Annotated in this window: 15 protein-coding genes; 13 read left to right on the top strand and 2 right to left on the bottom strand. The window is 64.8% G+C overall.

All coding sequences use genetic code 11. The features are described 5' to 3' along the window. The first annotated feature begins 1,741 nt into the window (after positions 1–1,741). From WDM24_RS23030 to WDM24_RS23020, 3 genes are read left to right on the top strand one after another with little or no spacing between them, the layout of a single operon-like run. Complete coding sequence (locus tag WDM24_RS23030; RefSeq protein ID WP_338827041.1) at positions 1,742–2,710, top strand: tripartite tricarboxylate transporter substrate binding protein; 969 nt, start codon at positions 1,742–1,744, stop codon at positions 2,708–2,710. Further along, complete coding sequence (locus tag WDM24_RS23025; protein WP_338827039.1) at positions 2,707–3,207, top strand: tripartite tricarboxylate transporter TctB family protein; 501 nt, start codon at positions 2,707–2,709, stop codon at positions 3,205–3,207. Before WDM24_RS23030 ends, WDM24_RS23025 begins: the two co-directional genes overlap by 4 nt. Continuing rightward, positions 3,207–4,706, top strand: a complete 1,500-nt coding sequence (locus WDM24_RS23020; RefSeq protein WP_338827037.1) for a tripartite tricarboxylate transporter permease — start codon at positions 3,207–3,209, stop codon at positions 4,704–4,706. Before WDM24_RS23025 ends, WDM24_RS23020 begins: the two co-directional genes overlap by 1 nt. Before the next feature lie 194 nt (positions 4,707–4,900). Here the strand turns inward: WDM24_RS23020 and WDM24_RS23015 are convergent, their stop codons facing one another. Beyond that, positions 4,901–7,180: a TonB-dependent siderophore receptor gene (locus tag WDM24_RS23015; protein ID WP_338827035.1), complete on the bottom strand. Its 2,280-nt coding sequence runs from the start codon at positions 7,178–7,180 to the stop codon at positions 4,901–4,903. A 634-nt stretch (positions 7,181–7,814) separates the two neighbouring features. Here WDM24_RS23015 and glyA point away from each other — a divergent pair. The 10 genes from glyA (at position 7,815) to WDM24_RS22965 (ending at position 16,984) form a co-directional block, all read left to right on the top strand. Beyond that, the gene (gene glyA / locus WDM24_RS23010) at positions 7,815–9,113 is read left to right on the top strand and encodes a serine hydroxymethyltransferase (RefSeq protein WP_338827033.1); all 1,299 of its coding nucleotides are present in this window, start codon (positions 7,815–7,817) and stop codon (positions 9,111–9,113) included. 28 nt (positions 9,114–9,141) lie between these two features. After that, positions 9,142–9,624 (top strand): transcriptional regulator NrdR, encoded by a 483-nt coding sequence (gene nrdR, locus WDM24_RS23005; RefSeq protein ID WP_029081130.1) that lies wholly within the window; start codon positions 9,142–9,144, stop codon positions 9,622–9,624. Then, a complete protein-coding gene (ribD, locus tag WDM24_RS23000) occupies positions 9,621–10,781 on the top strand; it encodes a bifunctional diaminohydroxyphosphoribosylaminopyrimidine deaminase/5-amino-6-(5-phosphoribosylamino)uracil reductase RibD (RefSeq protein ID WP_338827031.1) in 1,161 nt (386 codons plus the stop codon). Before nrdR ends, ribD begins: the two co-directional genes overlap by 4 nt. Further along, on the top strand, positions 10,781–11,389 hold the full coding sequence (locus tag WDM24_RS22995) for a riboflavin synthase (RefSeq protein WP_338827030.1): 609 nt from the start codon (positions 10,781–10,783) through the stop codon (positions 11,387–11,389). Before ribD ends, WDM24_RS22995 begins: the two co-directional genes overlap by 1 nt. Positions 11,390–11,624: 235 nt before the next feature. Then, positions 11,625–12,116 (top strand): 6,7-dimethyl-8-ribityllumazine synthase, encoded by a 492-nt coding sequence (ribH, locus tag WDM24_RS22990; protein ID WP_166205512.1) that lies wholly within the window; start codon positions 11,625–11,627, stop codon positions 12,114–12,116. 2 nt (positions 12,117–12,118) lie between these two features. Next, positions 12,119–12,613: a transcription antitermination factor NusB gene (nusB, locus tag WDM24_RS22985; RefSeq protein ID WP_166296910.1), complete on the top strand. Its 495-nt coding sequence runs from the start codon at positions 12,119–12,121 to the stop codon at positions 12,611–12,613. A 137-nt stretch (positions 12,614–12,750) separates the two neighbouring features. Beyond that, positions 12,751–13,752, top strand: a complete 1,002-nt coding sequence (thiL, locus tag WDM24_RS22980) for a thiamine-phosphate kinase (RefSeq protein WP_338827029.1) — start codon at positions 12,751–12,753, stop codon at positions 13,750–13,752. 318 nt (positions 13,753–14,070) lie between these two features. After that, entirely contained in the window at positions 14,071–16,191 is a 2,121-nt protein-coding gene (locus WDM24_RS22975; protein WP_166205509.1) for a sodium-translocating pyrophosphatase, read from the top strand. Between the two features lie 168 nt (positions 16,192–16,359). Next, positions 16,360–16,515, top strand: a complete 156-nt coding sequence (locus tag WDM24_RS22970) for a hypothetical protein (RefSeq protein WP_165123933.1) — start codon at positions 16,360–16,362, stop codon at positions 16,513–16,515. Between the two features lie 223 nt (positions 16,516–16,738). Further along, positions 16,739–16,984 carry a hypothetical protein gene (locus WDM24_RS22965; protein ID WP_224741564.1) on the top strand — a complete coding sequence of 82 codons (246 nt, stop codon included), beginning with the start codon at positions 16,739–16,741 and terminating at the stop codon, positions 16,982–16,984. Here the strand turns inward: WDM24_RS22965 and WDM24_RS22960 are convergent. Beyond that, positions 16,947–17,954, bottom strand: a complete 1,008-nt coding sequence (locus tag WDM24_RS22960; RefSeq protein WP_338701383.1) for a tripartite tricarboxylate transporter substrate binding protein — start codon at positions 17,952–17,954, stop codon at positions 16,947–16,949. The two genes, WDM24_RS22965 and WDM24_RS22960, sit on opposite strands and share 38 nt — an antisense overlap. Positions 17,955–17,980 lie beyond the last annotated feature (26 nt).

The following is a 17,980-nucleotide window of genomic DNA, read 5'->3' as shown; positions in this document are numbered from 1 at the left end:
AACCATACACCGAGTTGCATTTCTGATAAAGCGAAATATTTTTGCGAAGGGAGCTTGACGCGTTTTGCTGAGTTGCCCGTCGGGTTGTTCTGTTGCGGCCTCTCACCGATGAATTCGCTCGTTCGAACTCTGAGAGCCGGGTCTGCAGTCCGCTGCTCTACTGTCACGTTCAAAATTCACCGCACTGAGATCGTTGTGATGATCGAGAAGATGCGCGCCACCTCAGCGTGTTCCGGCTGTGAGCGATGTCACTGTCAGTCTCTGTCTCGCGTCGTAATGCCGCATTCGGAACCGGCAATGTGTGATCGGTTCGTTATGACGCTGGCCGCGCCGACACTACGCTTCCGCTCATTGAAGTGCCGGCCTCTCGAGGCCGTTTTGTCCAAGGCGGATTTTCAATTTTGCAGCGGTGACGGCGGCGAATTTCTCGATCGTGTCGTAGCTGCTCGCGCGTCATCGAAAGTGCATTGGAAAACGGCGACCCCGCAAGGGGTCGCCGTTCGCACATTCGTGGCCGAGGCGGGATCGCGGGCGCAACCAAAAGAAAGACGCGGGAGGGGGATACGCTGGGGCAAGGTTTCACTTTGCTCGTCAGGGCGGTCATCTGCGATACATCCTTGGCGAGTTTTATGCTTTGCCACTAGCTTGCGTTGAGCGGCTCGACGTTCGGCCGGATCGTTCGAATCTGCCATTTGAAGCTTTTGGAGCTGTTCTGCGATCGTTCCGCGACGGCGGCCGGCGGCTAAGCTTCTGTGGCCTAGGTCGAATTTCGCCGTGGCCCCATTTGCTCCATCGAGGCGTCGCGGTTTTGCCGCGCCGCGTTCGCTATGTCCCAACTCTGTTCATATACCTTACTAGGTAACACTGGCGTCATTTGTTCGCGGTCTGTTTCGGTTTTTGGACCGATTGTGTATCCGAGATGATTATACCTCCTCATGGCCGAGGCTTGCCCGCAGGCGTCAGTGACTGAGAAGCCGAACGCGCTGCCGCCGGCGTCATGACGGGGTCCGTCAACGCCCGCTTTAGCTTTTCGGCCTGCTCCCTCGTCAGCTTCTCGGCCAGGCTGTGATCTTGCAATAGCGCTGGCCCCTTGCGCTCTCGATCATAAACCATCCAGCCGGTGCTTCCTTGCCGAACGAGGAACCTGGCCTGTCCAGTTGCTGTGTAACTCAATGGTACCGCCGATCTGCCGAATAAAATCCGCCGATTAATTCTTCGATCCGCGCGCCAGCTCATTCAACCATGTGACTCTGGCTCACGTCTAATACGTCATTGCATCCGCCAAATCGTTCAACTCGAATGTTTCTAAATCACGGCATATGCCGATCAATATAACGGCACCTCAGCCGGGCGTGCGGTCGTATCGTCCTTTGGTCTAATCCCATCCGAAGTGCTATTCACTTTGTGCCACGCGCAGCAAGAGAGCGAGGCAGATTGCGCGTTGCCGTGTGATGTTGGTTGTGGCGTCAGCTGTGCCGACATCGACGAGGCCTGGCGGCGAGCCGCTCGAAACAAGGCAAGCGAAAACCGACCGGTGAGGTGCGGCGATTTGCAGCACACGGTAGCCGCGCCCTCCGGCTTGCCGAAGACTGTGGCGAATGGTCGCTAAGGGTGCGCAGACGCGCGATCGGCGAGCGATTCCTTCCCTGACGGAACGGCGCTCTTCGATCGGCGCTGCGACCACGTGCCCGGATGCAGCCGACGGTCAAGGGCTGCATCGGCAAATTCAGGAGGAAGCCCCATGATCTCGTCCCACATGCGCCTGTTTGGCGCGGTCGTCGCGCTATTGCTTGGGGCGAGCGGTCCGGCGCCCGCGCAGCAGCTCGAGCTCAAGCTGATGGCGCCGGCGGCGCCCGGCGGCGGCTGGGATCAGACCGCGCGTTCGATGCAGCAGGCGCTGGTCGCGGCCGGTGTCGCGCGCAGCGTCCAGGTCACCAACGTCCCCGGCGCCGGCGGCAGCGTCGGCATCGCGCAGTTCGTCAACGGCGCCAAGGGCGACGGCAACCAGATGATGGTCAACGGCTTCGTCATGGTGGGCGCGCTCGCCATGAACAAATCGCCGGTGACGCTGGATCAGGTGACGCCGATCGCGCGCCTCACCGAGGAGATCCAGGTCATCGTCGTGCCGGCGAACTCGCCGATCAAGACGGCGCAGGATCTCGCCGCCGCGGTGAAGGCCGATATCGCCAAGGTGACCTTTGCCGGCGGCTCGGCCGGCGGCGTCGACCACGTGATGGCGGCGCTGTTTGCGGGCACGGTCGGCGCCGATGCGAAGAAGATCAACTACATTCCGTTCTCCGGCGGCGGCGAGTCGCTCGCTGCGGTCCTCGGCGGCAAGGTCACGGCCGGCATTTCCGGCCTCAGCGAGTACGACGGCCAGATCAAGGCCGGCAAGCTGCGCGCGCTCGGCGTGACCTCGGCGAACCGTTTGCCCGGCGTCGACATCCCGACCTTCAAGGAGCAAGGCATCGACCTCGTGCTGGCCAATTGGCGGTCGGTGGTGGCACCGCCCGGCATCACGCCGGAGCAGCGCAAGGTGCTGAGCGATGCGGTCGAGAAGATGGTGAAGTCCGATGCCTGGAAGGAGATCCTGAAGCAGAAGGGCTGGGATGACGCCTATCTCGGCGGCGATGCCTTCGTGGATTTCCTCAAAAAGGAGATTACGCGTGTCACCGAGGTACTGAAGTCGGTCGGCCTCGTGAAGTCATGACGCCGGATAGCGCTGCCGACAATCTGCCGCGCGAGCCGGCGAGGCGCGTCGATCGCGCCGGCGTTGTGATCGCGGCCGCGCTCGCGGCACTCGCTGCGGTGCTGGTGTGGGACGCCAGCAAGCTGCCTGCTACCACGATGTACGGAATGGGGCCGGAGGCGATGCCTGTTGTCATCGCCATTGGCCTTATCATTCTGGCGGTCGGCAATCTCTTCGATGCGCTGCGCGGCAACCTGCCGCCGCGCGAGAGCATGGACCCGAAGCCGGTGTGGCTGATCATCGGCGGCCTGGCGCTGCTGATCGCCATCATCGGCTTCGGTGGCGGCTTCATCCTCGCCACATCTGCGCTGTTCGTCACCACGTCGGCCGCGTTCGGCCGGCGCGCGATCCTGGCCGACACCGCGATCGCGCTTGTCATCACGACGCTTGTCTACCTCGCGTTCGACAAGCTTTTGACCCTGAGCCTTCCCGCCGGCCCGCTGGAGCGACTGCTGTGATGGACACTTTCGCCGCGCTGGCGCATGGCATGGCGGTCGCCGTGCAGCCGATGAACCTGCTCTATGCGCTGATCGGCGTGTTCCTCGGCACCGCGGTCGGCGTGCTGCCGGGCATCGGTCCGGCGCTGACGGTCGCGCTGCTGCTGCCGGTGACCTACAAGCTCGATCCCGGCGGCTCGCTGATCATGTTCGCCGGCATCTATTATGGCGGCATGTATGGCGGCTCGACCACCGCGATCCTGATCAACACGCCGGGCGAGAGCGCGTCGATGGCGACCGCGCTCGAGGGCAACAAGATGGCCAAGGCCGGCCGCGGCGGCCCGGCGCTGGCAACCTCGGCGATCGGCTCGTTCGTGGCCGGCACCATCGCCACCATCGGCCTCGCATTTCTCGCGCCATGGTTGGTCGATTTCGCTGTTCGATTCGGGCCGGAGGATTACTTCGCGCTGATGTGCGTTGCCTTCGTCACGGTGTCGGCAACCTTCGGCGACTCGCCGGTCCGCGGCCTCACCAGCTTGTTCATCGGCCTGACGCTCGGGCTCGTCGGCATCGACAAGCTGACCGGGCAGGCGCGGCTTGCGTTCGGCATCCCCGAGTTGCTCGACGGCGTCGAGGTGACGACGCTCGCGGTTGGTCTGTTTGCGGTGGGCGAGGCGCTCTATGTCGCCTCGCGCCGGCATCACGCCGAGGAGAAGCTCGAGCCGGTGCGCGGTTCGCTGTGGATGACGAAAGAGGACTGGCGGCGCTCGTGGAAGCCGTGGCTGCGCGGCACGCTGTTCGGTTTTCCGATCGGCGCACTGCCAGCCGGCGGCGCGGAGATCCCGACCTTCCTGTCCTATTCCACCGAGCGGCGGCTGACAAAACATCCGGAGGAGTTCGGCAAGGGCGCGATCGAAGGCGTCGCCGGACCGGAGGCCGCCAACAACGCGTCCGCCGCCGGCACGTTGGTGCCGCTGTTGACGCTCGGGCTTCCGACCTCGGCGACCGCAGCGATGATGCTGGCGGGCTTTCAGCAATACGGCCTCAATCCGGGGCCGCTGCTGTTCGCCGAGCGGCCCGATCTGGTGTGGGGCCTGATCGCGAGCCTGTTCATCGCCAACGGCATGCTGCTTGTGCTCAACCTGCCGCTGGTCGGGCTGTGGGTGCGGCTGCTCGCGATCCCGCAGCCCTGGCTGTATGCCGGCATCCTGGTGTTCGCCACCACGGGCACGATCGCGGCCAAGCCGTCGGTGGTTGAACTGTCAATGCTGGCAGCGTTCGGCGTGATGGGCTTTTTGATGCGGCGGTTCGATTTCCCGATCGCGCCCGTTGTGATCGGCTTGATCCTCGGTCCGATCGCCGAAAGCCAGCTGCGCCGCGCGCTGGCGATCAGCCTCGGCGATCCCATGGTGCTGCTGCAAAGCCCGATGTCGGCGACACTGCTGGGCATCGCGCTGATCGCGCTGCTGGCGCCGTTCGTGCTCAAGGGACTGGGGCGGTTCAAGGCGAACGAGGATTAGGGCGCTTCATCCCAGACGGTAAAAGGCCCGCTCCGGGGCTCGCATTTCGGAGCGGGCCAGTCTGGGCACGGCAAACGTTGCCGCGGCGCGAACCTAGCGCGACTAGCTGACACCATCCTGACGACGGCCGAAAAAGAGAGGCGGCTAAACGCCGCCGCTTTGTTTCCAGGTTTTTCGTGAACTGAATGTTCAGCTCACCATTTGTAGCCGAGGCTCGCCGTGATGCGGCGGCGATCGCCGTAGTAGCAGGAGCTGATCGTCGCGCAGCTCGCGACATAGATCTTGTCCGTGACGTTCACGACGTTGAGCGCCGCGCGCCAGTGGTTGTCCCATTCGTAATGCAGGGCAAGATCGCCCAGCACGAAGGCGGGGACGCGCGCGGTGTTCGCCTGGTCCGCAAAGGACGAGCCGACGTAACGGATGCCGCCGCCGAGGCCGAAGCCGCGCAGCGGGCCGTCGCTGAAGGTGTAGTCGGTCCAGACCGAGGTGAGCTGCCGGGGCGTGTTGGTCGGCACGGTGCCGATCAGCGCGGGGTTGAGGTCCTTGCTGACGAACAGCTCGTAATTGGTGTAGCTCGCAACGAGCTTGAAGTCGCGCGTGATATTCGCGACCGCCTCGAGCTCGACGCCGCGCGAGGTGACCTCGCCGTTCTGGGTCTGGAACAGGGTGTTGTTCGGATCGGTGGTCAGCGCGTTCTTGCGCTTCAGGTCGAACAGCGCGACGCCGAACCGTGCGTTGAGCCCGACCGGTTCGTACTTGACGCCGACCTCGGTCTGCTCGGAGGTTTCCGGCAGCAGCAATTGACCGGCCGCATTGGTGCCGATCACCGGATTGTAGCCGGTCATGTAGGAGACATAGGGCGCAACGCCAAAGTCGAAATTGTAGATCGCGCCGACGCGGCCGGAGAACTTGCTGTCGTCGCGGCTCTGCGAAGCGCCGATCCGGTTGTTGTTGTTGAGATCGACCCAATCCTGGCGTCCCGACAGCACCACGGTCAGGCGGTCGAGCTTGACCTGGTCCTGCAGATAGACTGCGGCCATCCCCTGCGTGAGATAGGCGTTCTGATACAGCGGGCCGCTATACGGCAGATTGGTGCCGTAGACCGGATTGAGCAGGTTGAGGTTCGTGCCCATGCCAAAACCTTGCCGGTCGTCGATGCCGTAATATTTCAGATCGACGCCGGCCAGCGCCGTGTGCTGCAGCGCGCCGGTCGCAAAGCGATATTCGAGCTGGTTATCGAGATTGAGCTGTGTGGCGATGCCGCGGGTGTAGAAATTGCCGCGCGTGATGTCGGCGGCGGCCGGCGTCGTCGCGTAGCCGAGCCCGTAGAGGCCGGCATAGTAGACGTCGACATGTGCCATGCGCGCGTTCTGGCGGAAGTCCACGCCGTCGGAGATGCTCTTCTGGAACTGGTAGCCGACCATCTCCTGGTCGCGGCGGAACTGGTCGACGCTGGGATCGCCGACGAACAGGCTGGTTGGAATCCGGCCGAACGGCGCGTTGGTGACGGTGCCGACATAGGGCAGGAAGTTCAACGCGCGGGTGTTGCTGTGCGAGGCCATGCCGAACACGGTGAGGCTGGTGTCGGCATCGGGCCGCCAGGTCACTGACGGGGCGAAGAAGAAATTGTTGTCGTAGACATAGTCGGTCTGGGTGCTGCCGCCCTGGGCCTGGCCGACCAGGCGGTACTGCACTTGCCCGCCGCCGGGCTGCGCCGCCGCGCCGCCGATGTCGAACTGGGTATAGGCGTTGCCGAAATTGTTGATGCCGGTCTCGATGTAGCGGATTGGTTCGGCCGACGGCAGCTTGCTGATCGCGTTGACGAGGCCGCCCGGCGCCGAGCCGCCGTACAGGATGCCGGACGGGCCGCGCAGCACCTCGACGCGTTCGAGATTGAAGGGCTGCAGCTTCCAGCTCGCATAGGAGGTGTAGAACAGCTGCAGGCCGTCGAGGAACAGTGACTCGTTCTGCGCGGGGAAGCCGCGGATCAGGAACCAGTCGTTGCGGAAGTCGGCGCCGTAGGTGCCGCCGACCACGCCGGGCGTATAGCGCAGCACCTCGTCGAACTTGCTGACGATCTTCTGGTCGCGGATCTGCTCGGCGCTGATCACCGTCACCGATTGCGGCGTCTGGATGATCGGCGTGCTGGTCTTGGTGCCGCTTGAACTCTGCCGCGCCAGATAACCGATGACCGGACCGTTGGCGCGTTCGTGTCCGCCGCCTGCGCCGGCGGCTTGTTGCGCGATCTGCGGCTGCGCTCCCGAAGGCGCGGTCGTGGCACGGCGCGCGGCACTTCGCGCACGCGCAGTGCGTTGTGAGGACTGTTGCTGCGATCTCGCCGATTGCCGGTGCGGCGCCTCGACGGTCACGGACGGCAATTGCGTCTGGGCGAAGACCTCGTCCGCACCAACAAGCGAAAGCACCACCGTTGCCGAAACAGCGAGCTGCCTCGACCCAATCCACCTGCACGACATTTATTCCACGCTCCGTAAAAAATTCTCGAGCGAGTCGTTATCACGATGATTTTCGGGAATAGCCCGCGCGCGGTTAGAAGCTATCGAAGCTGTGCGCAATGCGCGTGTGTGTGACCGCGAGACAACGGAGTGCGACAGACAATTGCACGCGTCGCGTGAGTGCCTTGAATCGATCCAGTGTTGAACGATTCAAACATCGAACGATTCAAAATCGTCACGTGAGACATCGTCGCGTTGACTCGATGCATCGCCATCGCGGGCGTTGTGATCGAGAGGTTCGCAAGTCGCGTGCATGTGGTGTTCGTGACGCGCGAGGGTGACGAACAGTTCGGGCAGACGAGCACCGGAGTCGTCAGTCCGCACGTTTGGGCAATCCGGCAGGGGGCGTCTCGTCCGCTCTCACGGGGCGGCGCAACCATGCCCCGCCGGGGCGCCTGGAACCGGACGGCGGGGGCCGGCCCGATTGCTGGCAATCCCCGCCATCCCCACCATATCTGGCATAATTGACCGCCGGGGACCGCAACCGCTTGGCCATTTTGGGGCGATGTGATAACGCTCTGAAACCAGCTTCGACCGCCACTCGTGACCGTCCGCATCCTGCCTAAGGGCTTGCGGCGGTGGAGATATTTCGCCGATGACCTCGTCCTCCAAAACCGCTTCCGCGCCCGATTCCTTCTTCACGGCTGGTCTCGCCGAGGCCGATCCCGAGATCGCCGCCGCGATCAAGGGCGAGCTCGGTCGGCAACGTCATGAGATCGAGCTGATCGCCTCGGAAAACATCGTCAGCCGCGCCGTGCTGGAGGCGCAGGGCTCGGTGATGACCAACAAATACGCGGAAGGTTATCCGGGCGCGCGCTACTATGGCGGTTGCGAATGGGTCGACGTCGCCGAGACCCTGGCGATCGAGCGCGCCAAGAAGCTATTCGGCGCAGGCTTCGCCAACGTCCAGCCGAACTCCGGCAGCCAGATGAATCAGGCGGTGTTTCTGGCGCTGCTGCAGCCCGGCGACACCTTCATGGGTCTCGACCTCGCGGCCGGCGGCCATCTCACCCACGGCTCGCCGGTCAACATGTCCGGCAAGTGGTTCAAGGCCGCGCATTACACCGTGCGCCGCGAGGACCAGATCATCGACATGGACGAAGTCCAGAAGCAGGCCGAGCAGGTCAAGCCGAAGCTGATCATTGCCGGCGGCTCGGCCTATTCGCGCGCCTGGGACTTCAAGCGCTTCCGCGAGATCGCCGACAGCGTAGGCGCGTATCTGCTGGTCGACATGGCGCATTTCGCGGGCCTCGTCGCCGGCGGCGTGCATGCTTCGCCGGTGCCGCACGCCCACGTCACCACCACGACGACGCACAAGTCGCTGCGCGGTCCGCGCGGCGGCCTGATCCTCACCAATGACGAAACGCTGGCCAAGAAGCTGAACTCGGCGATCTTCCCCGGCCTGCAGGGCGGCCCGCTGATGCACGTGATCGCGGCCAAGGCGGTGGCGTTCGCGGAAGCGCTGCGGCCCGACTTCAAGGTCTACGCCAAGAACGTGGTCGAGAACGCCAAGGCGCTAGCGGAGACGCTGCGCAGCCACGGTCTCGACATCGTCTCCGGCGGCACCGACAACCATCTGATGCTGGTCGACCTCAGGCCGAAGGGGCTGAAGGGCAACATCTCGGAGAAGGCGCTGGTGCGCGCCGCCATCACCTGCAACAAGAACGGCATCCCGTTCGATCCCGAGAAGCCGTTCGTCACCTCGGGCCTGCGGCTCGGTACGCCGGCGGCGACCACGCGCGGCTTCGGCGTCGCCGAGTTCAAGCAGGTCGGCGGCATGATCGCGGAAGTGCTCAACGCGCTGGCGCAATCGCCGGACGGCAAGGCGTCGCTGGTCGAGGCCGCGATCAAGGAACGCGTCAAGGCGCTGACCGATCGCTTCCCGATCTACTAGTAGAGTTCGCTCGTAAGGGTCTCGTCGAATGCGTTGTCCGAGCTGCAACTCTCTCGATACGCAGGTCAAGGACTCGCGTCCGACCGAGGACTCCGCTGTCATCCGCAGGCGGCGCGTCTGCATGGCCTGCAACTTCCGCTTCACGACCTTCGAGCGGGTGCAGCTGCGCGAACTGACCGTCATCAAGCGCAACGGCCGCCGCGTGCCGTTCGACCGCGACAAGCTGGTGCGCTCGCTGCAGATCTCCTTGCGCAAGCGCCCGGTGGAGTCGGAGCGGGTGGAGAAGATGGTGTCGACCATCGTGCGCGAGCTCGAAAGCGGCGGCGAGGCGGAGGTCTCCTCGGAGGCGATCGGCGAGATCGTGATGGAGCATCTGCGCCAGCTCGACGACGTCGCCTATGTGCGCTTCGCCTCGGTCTATCGTAATTTCCGCGAGGCCAAGGATTTTGAGGCCGTGCTCGACGAACTGACCGGCGAAGAGGACCCGCGGGTCGCGACGTTGCGAAAATGATCTTCCGGATTCTGGAAGAGCAGCTCGGGCAGAAAGCCAAACAGGCCAAGGAGACGGCCAAGGCCGCTGATCTGCGCTTCATGCAGCTTGCGCTGGCGCTCGGCCGTCGCGGGCTCGGGCGCACCTGGCCCAATCCGGCAGTCGGCGCCGTTATCGTCAAGGACGGCGTGATCGTCGGCCGCGGCTGGACCCAACCGGGCGGCCGCCCCCATGCCGAGGTCGAGGCGCTCCGGCGCGCCGGTGAGGCCGCGCGCGGCGCGACGCTCTATGTCACGCTCGAACCCTGCTCGCATTTCGGCCGCTCGCCGCCCTGTGCTGATGCCGTCGTTGCGGCCGGGCTCGCCCGCGTGGTCTCCGCGATCGAGGATCCCAACCCGGAAGTCGCCGGGAAGGGACACGCCAAGCTGCGCGCCGCCGGGATTGCGGTCGATGTCGGGCTGTGTGCGGCGGAGGCCGCGCGCGACCATGCCGGACACTTCCGCCGCATCCGCGACAAGCGCCCGCATGTCATCCTCAAGCTCGCGGTGTCCGCCGACGACAAGATCGCAGCCGGCGGCCACAGGCCGGTTGCAATCACCGGCGAGGCCGCACGGAGGCGCGTGCATCTTTTGCGCGCGCAGAGCGATGCGATCCTGGTCGGTATCGGCACGGTCAGAGCCGACGATCCGCTCTTGACCTGCCGGTTGCCCGGCATGGCGGCGCGCTCGCCGGTGCGGGTGGTGCTGGATCGCGCGCTGCGCATATCAGGCGACAGCCGCCTGGTGCATTCGGCGCGCGCAACGCCGCTCTGGGTGATGACCTCTGATCTTGCGGAGGCGCCGGCCGCGATGAAGCTTGGTGCTGCCGGGGCAGAGGTGATCCGCGTTGCATCCGGCGCGCCCGTGGGGCTCGACCTGCCGGCGGTGTTGCATGCGCTGGCGGAGAAGGGGATCACGCGGCTGATGATTGAGGGCGGGGCGCGGGTAGCAGGTTCTTTCATTGCAGCCGGTCTTGTCGATGAAATCTGGCTGTTGCGCGGACCTGGTACGATCGGCGCCGAAGGCGTTCCCGCGCTGGACGCATTGCCGCTCGACGCAATCACGCAGTCGCCGGGCTTCAAGGTTCGTGCTAGCGAAACCCTCGATAACGACAGTCTCACTATCTACGAGCGTGCGTAATGTTTACCGGAATTGTCACCGATATCGGTGAGATCACCAGCCTGAAGCCGGTGGCGCAGGGGCAGCTGCACCGGATGCGGATTGCCTGCGACTACGACCAGACCACGATCGCCGACGGCGCCTCGATCGCCTGCAATGGCGTCTGCCTCACCGTGGTCGCCTCCGGCACCGCGGATGGCAAGACCTGGTTCGACGTCGATGCCGCGGCCGAGACGCTCGGCATGACCACCGCCAAGCACTGGGCGCAGGGCGGTCGGCTTAATCTCGAGCGGGCGCTCAAGATCGGCGACGAACTCGGCGGTCACATCGTGGCCGGGCATGCCGACGGCATCGCCACCATCGTCAAGCGCGACGATCTGCCCGACATGGCGCGGTTCGAGCTTCGAACCGCCCGCGAACTGGCGCGTTTCATCGCGGCGAAGGGATCGGTCACGCTGGACGGCGTGTCGCTGACCGTGAATACGGTCGACGACGTCACGTTCTCGGTGCTGATCATCCCGCACACGCTCGCCGTCACCACCCTGAGCGGCTGGAAGGCCGGCAGCGAGGTCAATATCGAGGTCGATCTGATGGCCCGCTACGCGGCACGGCTGGCGGAGATGAAGTGACGGCCTGGCCGTCATCCTAGCGGTCATTCCGGGATGGTCCGAAGGACCAGACCGCAGATGCACAATTGTGCATCTGGGAATCTCGAGATTCCGGGTGCGATGCTTACGCATCGCCCCGGAATGACATTGCGAGAGCATTCCTGCTTGGCTTCAGTCGTTGAGGCGACTACAAACTCGCGAAACGTTGACATTCAACGTTATCGGTAAATGTCAACAAAATGATATGGATACGTAAATGGCTGACGCGCGGCGCGCACCCCTGAAGGACCAGACCGACATCACAGGCGCTCGCGTGCTGATCGTCGAGGCACGGTTTTATGACGACATCCAGGATGCGCTGCTGGAAGGCGCGCTCGCCGAGCTGAAGACCGCGGGTGCCACCCACGACGTGATCACGGTGCCGGGCGCGCTGGAGATTCCGGCTGCAATCGCGATTGCGATCGATGCGGCGGCCGCGAACGGCAAGCCCTATGACGCGGCGATCGCGCTCGGCTGCGTGGTGCGCGGCGACACCATCCATTTCGAGATCGTCTCGCAGGAGTCCTCGCGCGGATTGATGGATCTGGCCGTGAGCCGGAAATTCCCGCTCGGCAACGGCATCCTCACCGTCAACACCGAGGCGCAGGCCTGGGCGCGGGCGCGCGCCAGCGAGTTGAACAAGGGCGGCGACGCGGCGCGCGCGGCGATCGCGATGCTGCGGATCAAACGCCGCCTGGCAAAGGCCTGACCATGCCTGACAGCAAGAAGCCCGCGAAAGCCCCCGACCGGAAAGCCAACCGGCGCGGCGCCGCACGGCTCGCAGCCGTGCAGGCGCTCTACCAGATGGACATTGGTGGCGCGGGTATCAACGACATCTTCGCCGAGTTCGAGAGCCATTGGCTCGGCAACGAGGTCGAGGGCGAGAAATATCTGCCGGCGGAAGCGGCGTTCTTCCGCGATGTCGTCTCCGGCGTGGTGCGCGACCAGGCCAAGCTCGATCCCCTGATCGACGAGGCGCTGTCGAAGGGCTGGCCGCTGAAGCGGATCGACGCGATCTTGCGTGCGGTGCTTCGCGCCGGTTCCTACGAGCTCGAGCATCGCAGGGACGTGCCGGGCCGCGTGGTGGTGTCCGAATATGTCGACGTCGCGCACGCCTTTGTGGAGAAGGACGAGACCGGGATGGTCAACGCCGTGCTCGACCAGATCGCGCGCCAGTTCCGCGGCGATGAGTTTGTGCGGGGCTGAACCACGTATTCCGCCGTCATCACCCGCGGATGCGGGTGATCCAGTACGCCGCGGCGGTTATTGGCAACAACAGCTTCCGCGGCGTACTGGATCGCCCGGTCAAGCCGGGCGTGACAGCTGAGGGTAAGGCGCGCGACATGACAGAGCGTCACAACGATCCCTCCGGCGAAGATTCCCTCATCGCGCGCTATTTCAAGCCGCTGGCGAGCGATCCGGGTGCGTTCGGGCTCGACGATGATGCCGCCGCGCTGCGGGCGGCCGGCGAGGACATCGTGGTCACCACCGATGCCATCGTCGAGGGCGTGCATTTCCTCAGCCACGATCCGCCCGATACGCTGGCGCGCAAGGCGCTGCGGGTGAACCTCTCCGACATCGCGGCAAAGGGCGCGGCGCCGGCGGGCTTCGTGCTGACGCTGGCGCTGCGCAAGGCCGAAGAGGCCTGGCTCAAGCCTTTTGCCCAGGCGCTCGGCGAGGATGCCCGCCACTACGGCTGCCCGCTGCTCGGCGGCGACACGGTGTCGACGCCGGGGCCGCTGATGATCTCGATCACCGCGTTCGGCCGGCTGCCGCAGGGCAAGATGGTGCATCGCGCGGGGGCAAGGGCCGGCGACCGCCTGTTCGTGACCGGCACGATCGGGGATGCCGCGCTCGGGCTCGATGTGCTCCAGGGCGGTCCGGTCGCGGCTGATCTGGCGGACGATGCCGCCGGCCGGGATTTTCTTGCCGCCCGCTACCGTGTACCGCAGCCGCGCAACGCATTGGCCAATGCCGTCCGCGCCCACGCCAGCGCGGCGATGGACGTGTCCGATGGTCTCGCCGGCGATCTGGCCAAGCTTTGCGCAGCTAGTGGTGTGACGGCCGTGATCAACGCGCCGAGCATCCCGTTGTCATCAGCGGCCGCGGGGCTCCTCGCGCGCAAGGCGATCGGGTTCGAGACCCTGGTGGCCGGCGGCGACGATTACGAGATCCTGTGCGCGGTCCCGGGCGATCGCGTGGACGCCTTTGTGCGGGAGGCACGGCAGGCCAAGGTCGCGGTGACCGCCATCGGCGGCCTCATCGCAGGCTCATCGCCGCCAAGCTTCCTTGACGGACAGGGCAGGGAACTGGCGCTGAAGCGGCTGTCCTACAGCCATTTTTAAAGCGTTTTCGAGCGAAGTGGGCACCGGTTCGCGTGAAGAAAACGCGTCAATACAGGAATCTAGAGCCCCGTTCCGATTCGATCGGAACGGAAGGTTCTAGAACTGCTGCGCCTGACGGCGCCGATTTTCCTTCTAAATAGCTGCCGATATCGGCGTTTTCGGCCACAGGTGGCGTTGCACAGCGGTAACGATTTTGGCAAGGTCGCGCCCGATTTGAGGCAATCCGTTCTTGGGGAGGATTGTCCTCGCAAAATAAGCGCCTGCCGCCCCCTAGCGGCACAAGAAGGCGCGGGGGTTACATCAAGGATCTGAGGCAACATGACAGCTTTATGGTTGATTGTGCTCTGCGGGGCGCTTTCCATCGTCTACGCGATCTGGGCGACGCAGTCGGTCTTGAACGCGGATGCGGGCAATGCCCGCATGCAGGAAATCGCGGCCGCGGTGCGCGAGGGCGCACAGGCCTATCTGCGGCGGCAGTACACCACGATCGGCATCGTCGGTATCGTGATCTTCGTGGTGCTCGCCTACTTCCTGGGCCTGCTGGTGGCGATCGGCTTTGCGATCGGCGCCATCCTGTCGGGTGCGGCCGGCTTCATCGGCATGAACGTCTCGGTGCGCGCCAACGTCCGCACCGCGCAGGCAGCGACCACCTCGCTCGCCGGCGGCCTCGAGCTCGCCTTCAAGGCAGGCGCGATCACCGGCATGCTGGTTGCCGGTCTGGCGCTTCTCGGCGTCACCATCTACTTCATGATCCTGGTCAAGTTCATGGGTCTGGAGGCGGGCAGCCGCACCGTGGTCGACGCCATGGTGGCGCTCGGCTTCGGCGCCTCGCTGATCTCGATCTTCGCCCGTCTCGGCGGCGGCATCTTCACCAAGGGGGCTGACGTCGGCGGCGACCTCGTCGGCAAGGTCGAGGCCGGCATCCCCGAGGACGATCCGCGCAACCCGGCCACCATCGCCGACAACGTCGGCGACAATGTCGGCGACTGCGCCGGCATGGCGGCGGACCTGTTCGAGACCTATGCGGTGACCGCGGTCGCCACCATGGTGCTCGCGGCGATCTTCTTCGCCAAGACGCCGATCCTGGTGAACATGATGACGCTGCCGCTCGCGATCGGCGGCATCTGCATCATCACCTCGATCATCGGCACCTTCTTCGTCAAGCTCGGCGCCAGCCAGTCGATCATGGGCGCCCTTTACAAGGGCCTGATCGCCACCGGCGTGCTGTCGCTGGTCGGCGTCGCGCTCGTCATCAACTGGTTGATCGGCTTCGGCAAGCTCGACGGCGTCGACTACACCGGCATGGCGCTGTTCGAGTGCGGCGTGGTCGGTCTGGTCGTCACCGGCCTGATCATCTGGATCACCGAGTACTACACCGGCACCGACTACCGCCCGGTGAAGTCGATTGCGGCGGCGTCCGTCACAGGTCACGGCACCAACGTGATCCAGGGCCTCGCGATCTCAATGGAGGCGACAGCCTTGCCCGCGATCGTCATCATCGCCGGCATCCTCGTCACCTACAGCCTGGCCGGCCTGTTTGGGATCGCGATCGCGACCGCGACCATGTTGGCGCTGGCCGGCATGATCGTCGCGCTCGATGCCTTCGGTCCGGTCACCGACAACGCCGGCGGCATCGCCGAAATGGCGGGCCTGCCGAAGGAAGTGCGCAAGTCGACCGACGCGCTCGACGCAGTCGGCAACACCACCAAGGCGGTGACCAAGGGCTACGCGATCGGCTCCGCCGGTCTCGGTGCGCTGGTGCTGTTTGCGGCCTATAACCAGGACCTCAAATTCTTCATCAGCGACTCCGCCAACCACGTCTACTTCAAGGGCGTCAATCCGGACTTCTCGCTCAACAACCCCTACGTCGTGGTTGGTCTGCTGTTCGGCGGCCTGCTGCCGTATCTGTTCGGCGCGATGGGCATGACGGCGGTGGGACGCGCCGCCAGCGCAATCGTTGAAGAGGTGCGCCGTCAGTTCCGCGAGAAGCCCGGCATCATGCAGGGCACCGACAAGCCGGACTACGGCAAGGCGGTCGACCTGCTGACCAAGGCGGCGATCAAGGAGATGATCATCCCGTCGCTGCTGCCGGTGCTGTCGCCGATCTTCGTCTACTTCGTGATCTATGCGATCGCGGGCGGCGGCGCGGCCGGCAAGTCAGCGGCATTCTCCGCGGTCGGCGCCATGCTGCTCGGCGTCATCGTCACCGGCCTGTTCGTCGCGATCTCGATGACCTCAGGCGGCGGCGCCTGGGACAACGCCAAGAAGTACATCGAGGACGGTCACTACGGCGGCAAGGGCTCTGACGCCCACAAATCCGCGGTGACCGGCGACACCGTCGGCGATCCCTACAAGGACACGGCGGGCCCGGCGGTGAACCCGATGATCAAGATCACCAACATCGTGGCGCTGCTGCTGCTGGCGGTTCTGGCGCACTGAGTCCTTGGCGCACTAAGCGGCGCGAAACCAACGAAACGCAAAATCCCGCGGTGCGAGCCGCGGGGTTTTTGTTTTGCACGGACTTCGTTCGGTGTACTGCCGAATTGATCGGCTTTCCGCCAACGATATTCGTCGAGAACCAGACGCGAACGAAACGGAGATCAATCGATGTCGCTCTCATCCGCACGAAACTATGCGCTGCGCGCCTCCAAGTCGCAGGATCAGAAGGAGGCCATCGAGCTGCTGTCGAAGGCGATCCTGGAACTGGCCATGTCGATTGAAGCAACCGACGCCAAGATCAAGAAGATCAACAAGTCTTCGTAGAATCCCGGGGTAGATTAGCGAAGCGCAATCCACCAGTGGGTCTGACCGCGGCGGCGGATTACGCCTGGGCCTGTCATCGGGCCGCGCTTCGCGCGGACCCGGTGGGCTAATCGGCCCCACGGCGCCGTCGCTCCTCGCAGCGCCGCCGGGGCGATCCGCGTGTACTGAACCCTAGGTGCATGATCTGCGACAAACCTGCGGTGCAGGCCGTGGGTTTTCCGCCATGAAGTTCGAGATGACCAAATGCAACCAGTGCGGCAGCGAGATGCCGATGGGTGTCGACGTCTGTCCAAGCTGCGGCAAGCTGCAGGTCGGTATCAACAGGGTCGGTTCCTACCAGCCTCGGACGATGCTCGCCGTAGGGCTGGCCGCGGCGGTTCTCCTCATCTTCAACTGGTTCAAGACCCCGGCGCCGCACCCGAGCAGCCAGCTCACTTCACCTCCATCTGCAAGCCTTCCTTCTCGATGATCGCGGCGAACTTTTTGGTTTCCGCATCGACGAAATCGGAGAACTGCTGCGGCGTGCCGTAGTCGGCCCGCGCGCCCATGCCGGCGATGTTCTTCTTGATGTCGTCGCGCTCCAGCATTGCCTTGACCTGGCGGTTCAGTTCGTCGAGCACCGGCGCCGGCGCAGTCTTCGGCAGGAACACGCCGAACCAGGACGAGACGTCGAATTTTGCCAGCTCCGGCGCGCCCTCGCGCATCGTGGGTAGGTTGGGCGCGGATTCGCTGCGCTCGGGCGTCGTGACGCAGAGCCCGTTGAGCTTGCCGTCCTGCACCTGCGGCAGCGATGGATACAGATTGTCGAACAGGATCTGGATGTCGCCGGCGAGCCCGGCCTGCAGCGCCGGGCCGGCGCCGCGGAACGGTACGTGCGTCATCTTCAGCCCGGTGAGCTGCAGGAACCAGGCGCCGGTGAGGTGAGGGCTCTGTCCGGTGCCGGATGAGCCGTAGGTCAGCTTGTCGGGGTTCTTCTTCAGATAGTCGATCAAGTCGGGGATCGATTTGAGCCCGGTCGACGGATGCGCCGAGACGATGTTCGGGATCCGGATCATGTTGGAGACCGCCTGCAACTGGTCGGCCTTGTAGGTCAGGTTTCGGAAGATGCTGAAGGCGATCGCGTTGGGGCCGGGATTGCCGATCAGGATGGTGTGGCCGTCGCCCTTGGCGCGGGCGACCTCCGATGTGCCGATGGTGCCGCCGGCGCCGGAGCGATTCTCGACGACCACCGACTGGCCCCAGATCGGCTGCAGATGCGCGGCGAGCAGCCGCCCCATCACGTCGGTGGAGCCGCCGGCTGCCGCCGGCACGATGATCCGAACCGTCTCAGACGGCCGCCAGTCGCCGGCACCACGACTGGCGCGCGGCAGGATCGCTGCCGTCGAAAGGGCCGCAGCCCCCGCAAGTACTCCTCGGCGAGAAAGATATCCCTTGGTCAATCCCCTGGTCACGACTTCGCTCCCTG

The sequence above is a fragment of the Bradyrhizobium sp. 27S5 genome (genome assembly GCF_037217225.1).
GTDB classification, from domain to species: domain Bacteria; phylum Pseudomonadota; class Alphaproteobacteria; order Rhizobiales; family Xanthobacteraceae; genus Bradyrhizobium; species Bradyrhizobium septentrionale.
The sequence above is the reverse complement of the archived record's forward strand: the minus strand, read 5'-3'. Positions and strand labels throughout refer to the sequence as shown.